Raw genomic sequence first — 14660 nt, forward strand, 5'->3', positions numbered from 1 at the left:
TCGCATACGGAAATTTAATCCGGCCGGCACTGTTGGGGCCACAATGGAACCCTACATCTCCTGCGCGCTTGGTTTTGCGCGAAGGAGACAGATCATGACGCCGCAGGAACGCCAGCTCGTCGACGACCTTTTCGACCGGCTTTCAAAGCTGGAAAATGCACCGCGCGATCCCGATGCGACCGCCGCGATTTCCGACGGCCTGCGCAAGGCGCCCGGCGCAGTCTATGCGCTCGTGCAGACCACGCTGTTGCAGGACGAAGCGCTGAAGCGCGCTCATAATCGCATCCAGGAGCTGGAAGCCGCCCAAGCGCCCGAGCCCGCCCAGTCCGGCGGCTTCCTCGACACCATGCGCGACACGCTGTTCGGCGGGAGTCCCTCGCGCGGCTCGGTTCCGAACGTGCCGCCGCGTGAGCAGCGACCGGTCTGGAACACCGGCCAGGCGATGCAGCAGACGCAGCCGGGCTACGGCCAGCCGCCTTATGGACAGGCTTACGGCCAAGGGCCGGGACAAGGTTATGGTGCCCCGCCCGTAGGCGGTGGCGGCGGCTCGTTCCTCGGCACGGCGGCGGCGGCCGCGGCCGGCGTCGTCGGCGGCTCGCTGCTGCTCTCCAGCATCCGGGGCATGATGGGTGGATCGCATCAGCAGGCTTTTGGCGACACCACGATCATCGAGGAGCGCGGTGGCGGCAGTTCAGGCGGCAGCCCGTGGGGCGGTAGCGATCAGTCCGGCGGTTCGCTGGCGCGCGATGCGGGCCTGAACGACATCGGCTCGAACCGGGACAGCCGCCAGGGCTTCCTCGACCAGGCGTCGAATGACCGCGACAACAACGACCAGAATTACGGCGACGATCGCGACGACAACTTCGACATGGCTGACGACAGCGATGTCGACGGCGGAGATGACGGCGGCAGCGATTACGCGTAAGCAATTCGCCCGATAGATGCGAAGCGGCCGCCTCTCGGCGGCCGTCGTCTTTCGCAGCGCAGCTCAAGCACCTTCACTGCTACTGCGCATCGCGCAGAAAAGTTTTCGAATATAGTATGACTAATGCGCACGGTTGTTGAAGTGCACTGAGTCGATGCGCCTGAGTTCACCATGAGAGATGAAATCACCCTCTGACGCACGTAGCCGTAGACTCCCGGATTTCCAAATACGGACATGGGTGTTCAACTGGAAGAACACCTTGCTCCTGCCACACGCCGTGGCTGCCTCTCTTGGCTATAGTCGGGGGTCTTAAGATGAGTCCACTTCAGCAGCGCATCGCAACCTTGAGCGACGTGACAACACATCTCATCACCGAATTGTACGAGCTGGAGGGACTGCACGAGCGCGTCAGGAAGGCAGAGCTGTCGGCGCGGCGGTTGAACCGCTCGGCTCGCGCACCGCGTTCGGCTTCAACAACTCGTCGTCGCCGCTCCGTTGCGCCTCGTCTCGGATCGAGGCGGCACCGTCAGCAGACATAGACCGTCCAGGCAGCGCTCGGCGGCGGCACGCACCCCCTTCGATGCCGCACATCCCGAGCCGGCGCGGCACGCGGAGTTGATCGCTCCATCGAGCGCATGACGCTTTACATCACGACGACCTTGGTCCCGACATTGACGCGGCCGTAGAGATCGATGACGTCCTCGTTGCGCATGCGGATGCAGCCGGAGGAGACATTGGTACCGATGGTCCAGGGCTCGTTGGAGCCGTGAATGCGATAGAGCGTCGAGCCGAGATACATCGCGCGAGCGCCGAGTGGATTTTCAGGACCGCCTTCCATGTGCCGCGGCAAATCGGGCCGGCGCGCGAGCATCTCGGCCGGCGGCGTCCAGTCCGGCCATTCGCGCTTGGCGGTGATCGACTTCACGCCGGACCAGGTGAAGCCGGGACGGCCGACGCCGATGCCGTAGCGCATTGCCCTGCCGTTGCCCTCGACGAGATAGAGGAACTTGTTCGGCGTATCGACCACGATGGTGCCGGGACTTTCCTTGCCGTTATAGTCAACGAGCTGTTTCTCGAATTTCGGATCGAACGGACGCTGCCGCGGATCGATCGCGTCCTGCTGGAGCGCGCCTTGCTGAATTGCGCCTTGCATCTGCGGCTCGCCTATCGGCGGCAGGCGGCGCTGATCGTAGTAAGCGGGCTGCTGCTGATACACCGGCTGCTCCGGCGCGTAGGCCGGACCGCGACCGGGACCGTCGCCGAACAGAAACTCGATGAAGCCGCCGCCCATGTTGGAATTGGAAGCGACGCGCACCGGCGCCGGCGGCACGCGCGGCTGGTAGAGCACCGCGGGCGGATCGTTCGGCACGCTGTTGTCGAAGGCGCTGGCGTCGTTCGCGCCGGCAATAAAGGTGCAAGCGCTGCCGAGCAGCGCGACAGACATTTTCTTGAACATCGACGTACTCTGTACTGTTTCGTCTAGATCACATGCGCGGTGGAAGGTGCCTGGCTGATCGGCGCCCCCGCGACGTGGTCAATAAAAAGCAAAAGCCGTTTTGTTTGGTAAACGGAAAGAGCGTTTGGATTCACCACGTCGCGAGTGGCGGCGCAATTTCGCGATCAGCGTTTATTTTCCATGAATGGCGCGCGTCCATGGTTAATCGCTTCTTTGCGCAGCGTCGCGCGCGGCCGCCCAGCGGTTCCGGCTGTGAACTTCGTGTTAAATCGGTTCTGCCTACAAAGACGCGTGAATGAGGTGGGGGGAGTAACCTGATGGCTGTTCACCGCAAACGTTTTCGCGTCGAGGATATCATCAGCGGCGAGATGCCGGTTCTGGACGAAACTGAAGAGGCAATCCCGATGCATAGCGAGATCATGGCCGAGCTGCGCGCGATCCGCGCCCAGATGGCGAAGGGCGTCATCGCCGCCCCGCTGTCCGGCAGCGCCGCCATGGCGGCGATCGACGCTTCCACGGCGCACGAGCTCTCCGAGGCGCGCACCATGCTCGAGACCTACCGGGCGCAGATCGAGCAGTGCGAGAAGCTGAAGGTCGAGCTCGACCTCATCCACGACGCCATCGACCGCACCAAGCGCGAGATCGCGACGCTGCACGGCAAGAGCTTCGACGGCGGCGAGATGGCCAAGGTCAATGGCGAGCTCGGCGCGGTCGTCGGCGGCACCGAGCAGGCGACCCAGCAGATCCTCGAAGCCGCCGAGTCGATCGACCAAGCGGCCAGCGCGATGTCCAAGGTGCAATCGGCCGATCAGCAGAAGCGGCTCGCCGACGACATCCAGGAACGCGTCATCTCGATCTTCGAAGCCTGCAACTTCCAGGACCTGACTGGCCAGCGCATCAGCAAGGTCATGACCACGATGAAGTTCATCGAGCAGCACATCAATGCGATGATGGAGATCTGGGGTGGCGTCGACGCGATCAAGGCCCACGTGCCGGCGCCGGTCGACAGCCGCAGCGACGATGAGAAGCTCCTCAACGGTCCCAAGCTCGCCGGCGACGTCGGCCACGCCTCGCAGGACGACATCGACGCGCTGTTCGACTGAGCGGACGAAACATCGAAACAACAAAACGCCGGCCCGCGGGCCGGCGTTTTTGTTTTGGCACCATCCCCTCCGCTGTCATCGCCCGGCTTGCCGTCTTCGCTGAAGCTTCGCCGGCCGAGCGTCCTTGTAGGCCCGGCGTAGCCCAGCGGAGCCGGGACCGGGCGATCCAGTATTCCAGAGACGGCGAGGCTGGAGTCGAGAAGCCGCGGCGTACCGGATGCCCCGCCCCCGTGCGCAATTGCGCACTAGGCGGGGCATGACGGAGGTAAAGAAACTACGCCCGCGGCGCGCAGCGGACGTAGACCATGTTGCCGTAGCGGGTGGCGGCGTCCTTGTCGATGAAGCGGGTGATCAGGACGCGGCCGTCGAAGGAGACGATCTCGCGGTCCTGCTCGCCGGGGGTGGGACCCGCCGGCCCGATATAGTTCTTGCCGCTGGGCGAGCCCTTCAGCCGCAGCTCCTGCGGCGTCGCCTGGTCGGCCAGATGCATGATCACGCCGCCGGAGGAGCCGGCGGTGATCACGTAGGGATTCTTGCATTGCGATCGGGCGGCCGCCTCGGTGCGGGCGCGGTCGGCCGGGTTCTGGAACGAGGCGAGGCCCCAGCGGCCGACGATCTCGTCGGAGCGGATGGTGGCGGGCATTTCGGGAGCGACGCCCGGTTCGGCCTCCGGCGGCGGGGACGAGGACGAGAACGACGGCAGGCTCATGCCGCCGCCGCAGGCGCCCAGCAACAGCGCCAGACAAGAGGCGGCCGCCAGATTGGCAACCGTGCGCGCGTGAGCCGAACAGATCATGGCATTCCCCCGAACAAGACCATGGCCGCACCCCTCCCGCAGCCAAGCGCAAAACCGCTGCCGGAGCAATGACGTCCTACTATACGCCGGCGCCCCGAACGAGTTTCCAATGCCACCATCCTATATCCGCCTCAACAACCGCTTAACCACCTTTGCTTGACAGGATCGCGGCCAAGCCATATTTCCGGGCCCACTATTAGCACTCGGAAAGCCCGATTGCTAAGCGCGCCGTTCGATCCTCGGGGAGAGGGTGGACGGAAGCGCCGCCCCACCGACTTCCACTACTTCCGAAGCGAGCCTCCAAAGGGAAACGTCATGGCTAAATCCAAATTTCGTCCGCTGCATGACCGTGTCGTGGTCAAACGTATCGACGCCGAGGAAAAGACCAAGGGCGGCATCATCATTCCGGACACCGCCAAGGAAAAGCCGTCCCAGGGCGAGGTCGTCGCCGTCGGCCCCGGCGGCCGCGACGAGACCGGCAAGCTGATCCCGATCGACCTCAAGGTCGGCGACCGCGTGCTGTTCGGCAAATGGTCGGGCACCGAGGTCAAGATCGACAACGAAGAGCTCCTGATCATGAAGGAGTCGGACATCATGGGCGTGCTGGCCTAAGGCCGTCCGCCTGAACGGCCGCTGAATACGCCGCTGTCATGCCCGGGCTCGACCCGGGCATCCATCATTCTTCGCAAGATGATGGATTGCCGGGTCAAGCCCGGCAATGACGGAGAGAGCGCAACCCAGCACAAGACAAGACACATCACGAAACACGAGGGATTGCAGACCATGGCTGCCAAAGACGTCAAGTTTTCCGGAGACGCGCGTGATCGCATGCTGCGCGGCGTCGACGTTCTCGCCAACGCCGTCAAGGTGACGCTCGGCCCGAAGGGCCGCAACGTCGTCATCGAGAAGAGCTTCGGCGCGCCCCGCATCACCAAGGACGGCGTCACCGTCGCCAAGGAGATCGAGCTTGAGGACAAGTTCGAGAACATGGGCGCCCAGATGGTGCGTGAGGTCGCCTCCAAGACCAACGACCTCGCCGGCGACGGCACCACCACCGCGACCGTGCTGGCCCAGGCCATCGTGCGCGAAGGCGCCAAGGCGGTTGCCGCCGGCATGAACCCGATGGACCTCAAGCGCGGCATCGACACCGCGGTTGCAGCGGTCGTCAAGGACATCGAGAAGCGCGCCAAGCCGGTCGCCGCCTCCTCCGAGGTCGCCCAGGTCGGCACCATCTCGGCCAACGGCGATGCCGCCATCGGCAAGATGATCGCCCAGGCGATGCAGAAGGTCGGCAACGAGGGCGTCATCACCGTCGAGGAGAACAAGTCGCTCGACACCGAGGTCGACATCGTCGAAGGCATGAAGTTCGACCGCGGCTATCTCAGCCCCTACTTCGTCACCAATGCCGAGAAGATGACCGCCGAGCTCGAGGACGCCTACATCCTCCTGCACGAGAAGAAGCTCTCCGGCCTGCAGGCCATGCTGCCGGTGCTGGAAGCCGTGGTGCAGTCGGGCAAGCCGCTCGTCATCATCGCCGAGGACGTCGAGGGCGAGGCGCTGGCCACCCTGGTCGTCAACCGCCTGCGCGGCGGCCTCAAGGTCGCCGCCGTCAAGGCGCCGGGCTTCGGTGACCGCCGCAAGGCCATGCTGGAGGACATCGCGATCCTCACCGGCGGCCAGCTGATCTCCGAGGAGCTCGGCATCAAGCTCGAGAACGTCACGGTGAAGATGCTGGGACGCGCGGGCAAGGTGGTGATCGACAAGGAGAACACCACGATCGTCAAGGGCGCCGGCAAGAAGCCCGAGATCGAGGCCCGCGTCGGCCAGATCAAGGCCCAGATCGAGGAGACCACCTCGGACTACGACCGTGAGAAGCTCCAGGAGCGCCTCGCCAAGCTCGCCGGCGGCGTTGCGGTGATCCGCGTCGGCGGCGCCACCGAGATCGAGGTCAAGGAGAAGAAGGATCGCGTCGAGGACGCGCTCAACGCCACCCGCGCCGCGGTGCAGGAAGGCATCGTCCCCGGCGGCGGCGTCGCGCTGCTCCGCGCCAAGAAGGCGGTCGGCCGTCTCACCAACGCCAATGACGACGTCCAGGCCGGCATCAACATCGTGCTGAAGGCACTGGAAGCCCCGATCCGCCAGATCTCCGAGAACGCTGGCGTGGAAGGCTCGATCGTGGTCGGCAAGATCCTGGAGAACAAGTCCGAGACCTTCGGCTTCGACGCCCAGACCGAGGACTATGTCGACATGGTCGAGAAGGGCATCATCGATCCCGCCAAGGTGGTGCGCACCGCGCTCCAGGACGCCTCCTCCGTGGCCGGCCTCCTGGTCACCACCGAGGCCATGGTCGCCGAGCTGCCGAAGAAGGAAGCTCCGCCCGCCATGCCCGCCGGCGGCGGCATGGGCGGCTTCTAAGCCTCCGTCCCATGACAGTGTTGCGAAGGCCGCCTCCGGGCGGCCTTCTTTTTGGCCGACCCTGCCCCTTCGCTTTCCGATTCAACCAGCGGCCAAAACCCACTACGGTGGCGCCGATTCTGATTGCTCGAGGATTTCGTCGATGCGCGCGCTTTTCGTTGGTTCGACAGCCCTGTTGGCGGTTCTGCTTGCAGCTTTGCCGGAGGGCGCCTCCGCCCAGATGAAGCTGTCACCCAAGGCCACGGCGCCCGGTGGCGTGGAGACGCGCTATTTCACCTCGATCGACGGGCTGATGGACGGCAATGCCGACGTGATCCTGAAGGAGACGCGCCAGGGCAAGACGGTCACCGCGGCGGTGCTCGACGTCTGTTACCCGATCGCGAAAAACTCCGACCGCAAGGACCGCTTCGTCGTCAATCTCCAGGTCGCCGGCCAGACGCTGTCGGGAACGACGCAGAGCCTTGGCGAGAAGTCGCCGGTCAGCGTCAAGCTGCTGCGCAAGCAGGCCGGCGACATGTTCGAATTCCGCGGCCAGATCGCGATCGGCCAGGCGGTGACCGAGGTCACCTCCCCGGACAATTCCGATCTCAGCGAAAGGGAATTTCTGGACAACCAGACCTCCGACGACGGCATCACGCCGCAGCCGAAGGATTTCACCGACGTCTCGCCGGAAGCGATCGCGGTCAAGGTCAAGCTCGACGCTGCGACCGAGTTCCTGAAGAGCCTGAAGGGCCAGGAGGTCGAGGTGACGCTGGCGAGCCTCAATGTCGGCTGCGATGCGCTGCGCGCGGGCGAGCAGACCATCAACATGTCGGTCGATCCGGAGCGCGCGGGCGCGCTGCTGTCGAAATTCAAGGCAATGCCCGGCGTCACCGCCGCAGGCTGGACCGCGGGCATGACCGAGATGGACCGCACCATCCGCTTCCCCGCGGCGGACTGGCGCGAGGGCGACAAGATCAACAAGGGAAAGCTTGTGACTGCGGTAGCGAGCGTCCTCAGCAGGACGCTCGCGGCAAAGCCGGTGTCGCAGAACTTCAACCCGGCCACCGGCAAGCTCAAGCTGGTGTTCAAGCGGCCGAACCAGGATTTTCCGGCGCTCGAGCTCACCGACACGATTGAGGTCGCAGGGCTCGTATCGCCCGACAAGCCGGGCACCACCGACAAGCTCATGCTCTGGATCGGCAGCCCCGCGACCACGACCGCCGACGAGAGCAGCGGCGCCAAGCTCAATCTGTCCGATGACGCGAGCCCCGACGAAGAAGGCGATCTGCCCGACGACAACGGCTCGATCGAGGCGCTTGCCAAGGAGCTGAAGGCCCAGCGCTGGGACGCCGACAAGTCGGTGTGGAAGTAGACGCTCGTGCCCCGGACACAGCGCAGCACGTCAGTGATGCGCTGCAGAGCCGGGGCCTAGAGGCCACAAGCGAGATCCTGGAGGGACAACTGGGTCCCGGCTCAGCGGCGTAACGCTTGCGCGCTACGCCTTGTCCGGGACACGAGAGTCAGTTCCCGTTGACGCGAAAGCGCAGCGGCTTCGGGCCGATCAGCAAGAGGCCGTCGCCCTGGCGCTTCCAGGTCTCGACGCTGCCGAGCGCAGCGACGAGCTCGTCGTCGGCTTGCGCCTTCGCGGGCGGACAGGAGCGGTCCTGGATCTGGCCGGGGACGAAGATCACGGTGTTGCCGGCAACCGAGAACTGGCCCTTGCCGCCCTTGCACCAGAGCTCCAGCACGACCTCGCCATTGTCGCCGATCTCGATGTTCGGAATCCGCTTCGAGCCTGCTTGCGGCAGCGCTTCCAGCGTCATCTCGGTGCCGAAGGGGAACCCCTCCTCGGCACGCGCGAGCGTGGACATCGCGAGCATTGCAACCGCCGCACATACCAATCGCAGAAGCGAAACCATGAGACCTCTCGACCGACCTGATTTGCGGCACCTTCTATAAGACGGCTGCGCCATTGAGAAGGTTCGCGGGAGACGCAAAAATCCCCGCGGGGATGAACCTCGCGGGGATTTGTCGAAGCGCGGCGCTGACGGCTACTTCAGGACCAGCGCCGTGAACGGCCAGACATAGGCCTGCAACGTCACGAGCACGCCGACGAGGCACGCCAGCACGATCGAGTGCCAGAACACGAAGCGCAGGATGGTGCCCTCATGGCCGTACCAGTTGGTGGCGGTGGAGGCGACCACGATCGACTGCGCGTCGATCATCTTGCCCATCACGCCGCCGGCGGAGTTCGCCGCGCCCATCAGGATCGGCGACAGGCCGAGCTGCTCGGAGGTGATCTTCTGCAGGTTTCCGAACAGCACGTTGGAGGCGGTGTCCGATCCGGTCAGCGCCACGCCCAGCCAGCCGAGCAGCGTGCCGAAGAAGGGATAGAGCACGCCGGTGGCGGCGAAGGCGAGGCCGAGCGTCGCATCGACGCCGGACAGGCGCGTCAGCGTGCCGATCGCGAGCATCGCCGAGATCGTGATCAGCGAGATCGCGCACAGCCGGATGGTGCGGCCGTACTGCACGAGCAGCTTGCCGGGTCCGACCCCCATCAGGGCGCCGGAAATGATCGCAGCGATCAGCATGCCCGTGCCGGTGAAGGACAGATAGGTGAAAGTAAACTTCGCGGCTTCGGGCGTCGGTTTCGCCGCCACCGGCGGCATCTTGTTGATCATGTTGTGCAGCTCGGGAACGGCGTAGTCATAGACGAAGATCCCGTTTGCCCAGGTCTTGAACCAGCCGCTTCCCCAAACCAGCATCACGACGCAGACGATGATCCACGGCAGCAGCGCGCTCCAGAGCTCGGCTTGCGTCAGCGGGGTTTTGTCGAGCGGCTTGGCCGGCGCCATGGTGGCATGCGATTCATCGTGACCGCGCAGCTCTGGTGACAGCCAGAGCTGCCGCGGATGCCACACCTTCAGGAACAGGATCAGCGCCCCCATCGAGATCAGCGAGGCACCGATATCGACGATCCACGGATTGATGTGGTTCGAGATCACATATTGCGGGATCGCGAACGACACGCCGGTGACGAGGATCGCCGGCCAGACGTCCTTCATGCCCCTCCAGCCCGCGAATGCCCACACCACCCAGAACGGCACGATCAGCGAGAAGAACGGTAATTGTCGGCCGACCATCGCACCCAGGATGTAGGGATCGAGCCCGGTGACGGAGGCAAGGCCCTGGATCGGCGTGCCCAGCGCGCCATAGGCGACCGGCGCGGTGTTGGCGATCAGCGACAGGCCTGAGGCCGCGAGCGGCGAGAAGCCGAGCCCGATCAGCACCGCGCCTGTGATCGCCACCGGGGTGCCGAAGCCCGAAGCGCCCTCGAAGAACGCGCCGAACGAGAAGGCGATCAGCAGCAATTGCAGCCGCCGGTCCTCGGGGACGCCGCCGACCGCGCGCTTGAGCAGTTCGAAGCGTCCGGTCGTGACGGTCACCTGGTAGAGGAAGATGACGTTGAGAACGATCCAGCCGATGGGGAAGAACCCGGTGACGATGCCGAGCACCGAGGCGCGGAGCGACATGTTCGTCGGCATGGTGAAGACGAAGATCGTGATCAGATTGGTCACGATCACCGCGATGATGGCCGCGATGTGGGCCTGGACGCGGCCGCTCGCGATCAGGACCAGCAACGTGACGACCGGCACCGCCGCCGCGATCGTCGACAGCACCGGGCTGTGCAGCGGATCATAGATTTGATTCCACATAGTCTTCCTCCCCACGCATGTTTGCGGCAGGCGACCCGCGTGGAGAGCCGGTCCTGCTTGACGCTGGAAGCGATAACCCCTGAATTGGACGCGAATTCGTCGCGACTGAAGCGGTTCCCATCCGCTCACAAGCTCGCGAAATCCCTGAGCACCCCGCCCCGCGCTGTCGAGCCCCATGCTAGGGTTGCAAGCTGCGACAAGCCAACGCAAATTGCAGGACCATGCGACTTTAGTCTAAGCGCGCCCATTTCAGCCATTGCCTCAAGTCCTTGGCTCCAGGCATTTGTGCACATCCCCCGAGGAGATCCTGCTCTGTGAAGAACATCAGCGCCACGCTCGCGATCGTCTGGCGAATCGCCGCCCCCTATTTCCGGTCCGAGGACAAATGGGCCGGCCGCGGCCTGCTCGCCGCCGTGGTCGCGATGGAGCTGGCACTGGTCGCGATCGACGTGCTGGTGAACCAGTGGCAGAACCGGTTCTACAGCGCGCTCCAGAACAGCGACTGGGACACTTTCGTGCGGGAGATCTGGATCTTCGTCGCGCTCGCCTTCACCTATATCGCGTTGGCTGTCTACAAGCTTTACCTGAACCAGTGGCTCCAGATTCGCTGGCGGCAATGGCTCACTCGGCATTATCTCGGTGAATGGCTCGGAGGCGCCACGCATTATCGCATGCAGCTCAAGGGCGATGCGGCCGACAACCCGGACCAGCGCATCACCGAGGACGTCAAGAACTTCGTCGAGCAGACCCTGACCATCGGGCTCGGCCTGCTCTCGTCGATCGTGACGCTGTTCTCCTTCGTGATCATCCTCTGGGGCCTTTCCAACGCCGCGCCGCTGCGCCTGTTCGGCACCGATCTCATGATCCCCGGCTATCTGTGCTGGGGCGCGCTGATCTACGCGATCTTCGGCACCGCGCTGACGCACTGGATCGGCGCACCGCTGGTCAACCTCAATTTCGAGCAGCAGCGCTACGAAGCCGACTTCCGCTTCAACCTCGTCCGCGTCCGCGAGAACTCCGAGCAGATCGCGCTGCTCAGGGGTGAAGGCGCCGAACGCGTCCGCCTGCTCGATCGTTTCGGTTTCGTGATCGCCAACTGGTACGGCATCATGAGCCGGACCAAACGCCTCACCGCGTTCACGGCCAGCTACCAGCAGGCCGCCGTGATCTTTCCCTACGTGCTGGTGGCGCCGGCCTTCTTCGCCAAGAAGATCCAGCTCGGCGACATGATGCAGACCGCATCCGCCTTCTCCAGCGTCCAAGGCGCATTGTCGTTCTTCGTCACGGCCTACCGGTCACTGGCGGAGTGGCGCTCGATCGTCGCGCGTCTCGATGGCTTCGAGATGTCGGTCGAATCGGCGGCGAACCTGCCGGCACATGAGCCCGCCATCGCCCTGGAGGTCGCCGGCGGCGGCCGCCATATCGACCTCGAGCAGCTCTGCGTGAACCTGCCCAACGGCACGCCGCTGGTTGCCGCCAAGGCCTTCACCATTCAGACGTCGGAGCGCGTGTTGGTGACCGGACCGTCGGGCTCCGGCAAGTCCACGCTGTTCCGGGCCATCGCCGGCATTTGGCCGTTCGGTACCGGCACGGTTGTCATCCCCGCGAAGGCAAAGCTGATGATGCTGCCGCAGCGGCCGTATTTTCCGATCGGCGTGCTGCGCGATGCCGTGGTCTATCCGGCAGCGCCCGGCGCGTTCAGCGCGGCGCAAGTCCGCGACGCGCTGATCGCGGTCGGGCTGCCTGACCTCTCCGGGCGGCTGGAGGAGGACGGCCATTGGAACCGGATGCTGTCGCTCGGCGAGCAGCAGCGCCTCGGGCTTGCGCGTGCGCTGCTGCATGTGCCGGACTATCTGTTCCTGGACGAGGCGACTGCCTCGCTCGACGAGCCGTCGGAGGCCCGGCTTTACCGGCTCCTGGCGGAGAAGCTGCCGCAGGCCACCATCGTCTCGATCGGCCACCGCTCGACGCTCGACGCCTTCCACACGCGGAAGGTGACGCTGGTGAAAGACGGCGCGATCCACGTTGTCGGCAGGGGCCGTGAACCGGTCGAGGCGGAGCCGACCGCCGCGCCCTGAGGCGCAGAGGTGCGCGGCGCCCGCTTCCTCTCGTGTCCCGGACAAGCCGCAACGCCCTTCGGCGTTGCGGCGCAGAGCCGGGACCCAGGTGTCGGACTCCAGAAGGATGGGCCCCGGCTCTGCAGCGCACCGCTCGCTGGACGATGCTTCGCATCGCCAGGGGAGCGCTGCGCTGCGTCCGGGGCACGAGAACGAGACGCGCGGCTCACATCCACATTGCAAACGCAATCACGGAGTGTGAGGCGTCAGCGCCGGTCTTCAGCCCCACACTTCGCACCCTCGCCCCGCGATCGAGCATCGTTCTCACCAACCCCAAAGCAAGAGGGCGGCAGGTTGCCCTGCCGCCCTCGCCAAATGACTTGGTAAAGTCGTCTCGGAAAGAAACTTACTTCAGGTTGGTCATCGCCGTCAGGTCGAACGACAGCTTGGCGATACCGGCGGCGCCGCACCAGTTCGAGCCGACGCCCGTCGGATTGATGGGCGTCACGAACGTGCCACTCGAAGCGGTGATGTTGCCGCGCGCCGAGAAATCGCTGGTGAAGGCGTTGCAATCGCCCTTCGACAGGTCCGTATCGGAGTAGCGCAGGTCCAGCGTCATGACCTTGTAGGTGAAGCCGATGCCGATGTTCCAGGTGTTGTAGTCAGCGTATTTGATGCCGTTCGGGAAAGCCGGCACGCCGTAGAAGCTGTCGGAGGTGCCGAGCCACTGACGGCCGAACTCACCCGACACGTACATGCCGACACCGCTGGAGCCGAAGATCGTGCTGGGCGCGGTGTACTTACCGACGATCGAGGTGTAGTTGCCCCAGGCGCCGGAGTTCAAGTAGCTCGGCGTGTAGTATTCGTTGATGCCGAACGAGAAGTTATCGTTCACCGTGTAGGTGAACTTGCCGTAGACTTCGAAGAAGCTGAGGTCCTTCTTGATCACGTTGGTGTTGAGCAGGGCCTTCTCGGCACAATCGGCGCCCTGGAAGACGCCGGCGTTGTCGATGCCAGTGCCGCCGAAGTAGCAAGTGCCGCCCGGATACAGGTAGCCCCACACGCCGATGTCGAAGGCGAAGGCGCCGAAGGTCGGGCGGATACCGCCGTAGACGTCGATCTCGGCCGCCGCGCGGTTCGGGAAGGAAATGCTCTCACCGGCGACGCCGACATAGAGCTGGAGGTCCTTGGTGACGTTGTAGCGGGGCTCGAAATAGGCCGCGACCGACGGCTTGTGGTTCGACTGGGTGATACCGCGGAAGATGTAATCGCTCATGATCGCGCCGCCGAAGGCGATATCCCACGGATCGAAGGCCGGCGGCGGCGGGGCTTTCAGTGCCTTCACGCGCAAATCCGCCGCGAAAGCCGAACCCGTCGTCACCATTGCCAGCGCCGTTGCCAACAAAGCCACTTTTTTCATTTCGATCCCCATCGCCAATTCTTACCAGTCGGATCCCGGAAGCCCCCCGGGGCGTACGACGTGTCTGCAAAATTGCGTTACTGCGACAATCTGGATTGAGGGGCGCGAACCGTGAAGCAAAAAGCGCGGGCATCTGCCGACTTTTTAGGCGTTTTGACGATTCCGCGAAAGGTTGTCGGCCTGTGTGGCTTCTTGATCACATTATTTGCATTCCAAAGTCCACGGGAGGCCCGTGTAAGTCCGGGGGTCGTCGGACAGCGTGGCACCCGGGCTACGAATCAAGGCGGGCGCCGGGAACGGTGGCGACCAAACCGGCTATAGCGATGCAAAAAGGCCGCAGCGCCTGGCGCCGCGGCCCTTCTGCTTGCAGATCCTTCCAAGGGAGACGAGCGGCCGGGGCCTACCCCTGTCCCTCGGCCGGCGCCGATTCCGTAGAAGACGAAGGCATCGCCCAGCTTGTCTCGGCGGCAGGCTCGGGAGCCGGAGCCTCCACCGGTGCTGACGGCTTCGGAGCAGGCGCTGCCTTCGCCTTCTTCGGTGCCGCTTTCTTCGCGGCCTTCTTGGGGGCGGCCTTCTTGGCCGACTTTGCCGCAGCCTTCTTGGCGGCTTTCTTCGGGGCGGCCTTCTTGGCAGATTTCTTAGCTGCTTTCTTTGCAGCCTTCTTGGCAGACTTTTTCGCGGACTTCTTGGCTGCCTTCTTCGCGGTCTTCTTCGCCGCTACAACCTTTTTGGCCTTCTTGGCCTTCTTGCTTTTCTTCTTCTTCGCTTTCGCCATCGTGGTCCTCCTGTT

12 protein-coding genes are annotated in these 14660 nt (G+C 64.4%); 6 read left to right on the forward strand and 6 right to left on the reverse strand.

All coding sequences use genetic code 11. The features are described from left to right. The first annotated feature begins 94 nt into the window (after positions 1-94). Positions 95-925, forward strand: coding sequence for a DUF2076 domain-containing protein (locus CVM73_RS22655; protein WP_100234165.1), 831 nt, complete (start codon positions 95-97; stop codon positions 923-925). A gap of 643 nt (positions 926-1568) precedes the next feature. On the opposite strand, the gene CVM73_RS22660 is transcribed toward CVM73_RS22655, so the two are convergent. Then, positions 1569-2381, reverse strand: coding sequence for a L,D-transpeptidase (locus tag CVM73_RS22660; protein ID WP_100234080.1), 813 nt, complete (start codon positions 2379-2381; stop codon positions 1569-1571). 317 nt (positions 2382-2698) lie between these two features. Between CVM73_RS22660 and CVM73_RS22665 the strand changes: the two genes are divergently transcribed. Beyond that, positions 2699-3484, forward strand: a complete 786-nt coding sequence (locus CVM73_RS22665) for a protein phosphatase CheZ (protein WP_100234081.1) — start codon at positions 2699-2701, stop codon at positions 3482-3484. Positions 3485-3758: 274 nt separating this feature from the next. Here CVM73_RS22665 and CVM73_RS22670 read toward each other — a convergent pair whose 3' ends face one another. Next, positions 3759-4280: a hypothetical protein gene (locus tag CVM73_RS22670; RefSeq protein ID WP_167406994.1), complete on the reverse strand. Its 522-nt coding sequence runs from the start codon at positions 4278-4280 to the stop codon at positions 3759-3761. A gap of 315 nt (positions 4281-4595) precedes the next feature. On the opposite strand from CVM73_RS22670, the gene CVM73_RS22675 reads away from it, so the two are divergent. From CVM73_RS22675 to CVM73_RS22685, 3 genes are all read left to right on the forward strand, one after another. After that, positions 4596-4892, forward strand: coding sequence for a co-chaperone GroES (locus tag CVM73_RS22675; RefSeq protein ID WP_025033779.1), 297 nt, complete (start codon positions 4596-4598; stop codon positions 4890-4892). 171 nt (positions 4893-5063) lie between these two features. After that, a complete protein-coding gene (gene groL / locus CVM73_RS22680) occupies positions 5064-6695 on the forward strand; it encodes a chaperonin GroEL (RefSeq protein WP_100234083.1) in 1632 nt (543 codons plus the stop codon). A 142-nt stretch (positions 6696-6837) separates the two neighbouring features. Beyond that, the gene (locus tag CVM73_RS22685) at positions 6838-8049 is read left to right on the forward strand and encodes a hypothetical protein (RefSeq protein WP_100234084.1); all 1212 of its coding nucleotides are present in this window, start codon (positions 6838-6840) and stop codon (positions 8047-8049) included. Between the two features lie 148 nt (positions 8050-8197). On the opposite strand, the gene CVM73_RS22690 is transcribed toward CVM73_RS22685, so the two are convergent. Together CVM73_RS22690 and CVM73_RS22695 are read right to left on the reverse strand one after the other, a co-directional pair. Continuing rightward, on the reverse strand, positions 8198-8596 hold the full coding sequence (locus CVM73_RS22690; protein ID WP_167406995.1) for an META domain-containing protein: 399 nt from the start codon (positions 8594-8596) through the stop codon (positions 8198-8200). 132 nt (positions 8597-8728) lie between these two features. Continuing rightward, complete coding sequence (locus CVM73_RS22695; protein ID WP_100234086.1) at positions 8729-10393, reverse strand: L-lactate permease; 1665 nt, start codon at positions 10391-10393, stop codon at positions 8729-8731. A 314-nt stretch (positions 10394-10707) separates the two neighbouring features. Between CVM73_RS22695 and CVM73_RS22700 the strand changes: the two genes are divergently transcribed. Further along, a complete protein-coding gene (locus CVM73_RS22700) occupies positions 10708-12471 on the forward strand; it encodes an ABC transporter ATP-binding protein/permease (protein ID WP_100234087.1) in 1764 nt (587 codons plus the stop codon). Positions 12472-12856: 385 nt separating this feature from the next. On the opposite strand, the gene CVM73_RS22705 is transcribed toward CVM73_RS22700, so the two are convergent. Together CVM73_RS22705 and CVM73_RS22710 are read right to left on the reverse strand one after the other, a co-directional pair. After that, on the reverse strand, positions 12857-13870 hold the full coding sequence (locus CVM73_RS22705) for a TorF family putative porin (protein WP_100234166.1): 1014 nt from the start codon (positions 13868-13870) through the stop codon (positions 12857-12859). 400 nt (positions 13871-14270) lie between these two features. Then, a complete protein-coding gene (locus CVM73_RS22710; RefSeq protein ID WP_100234088.1) occupies positions 14271-14645 on the reverse strand; it encodes a histone in 375 nt (124 codons plus the stop codon). Between the last annotated feature and the right edge of the window lie 15 nt (positions 14646-14660).

Origin of the sequence: Bradyrhizobium forestalis, from assembly GCF_002795245.1 — a bacterium.
GTDB classification, from domain to species: Bacteria; Pseudomonadota; Alphaproteobacteria; order Rhizobiales; family Xanthobacteraceae; genus Bradyrhizobium; species Bradyrhizobium forestalis.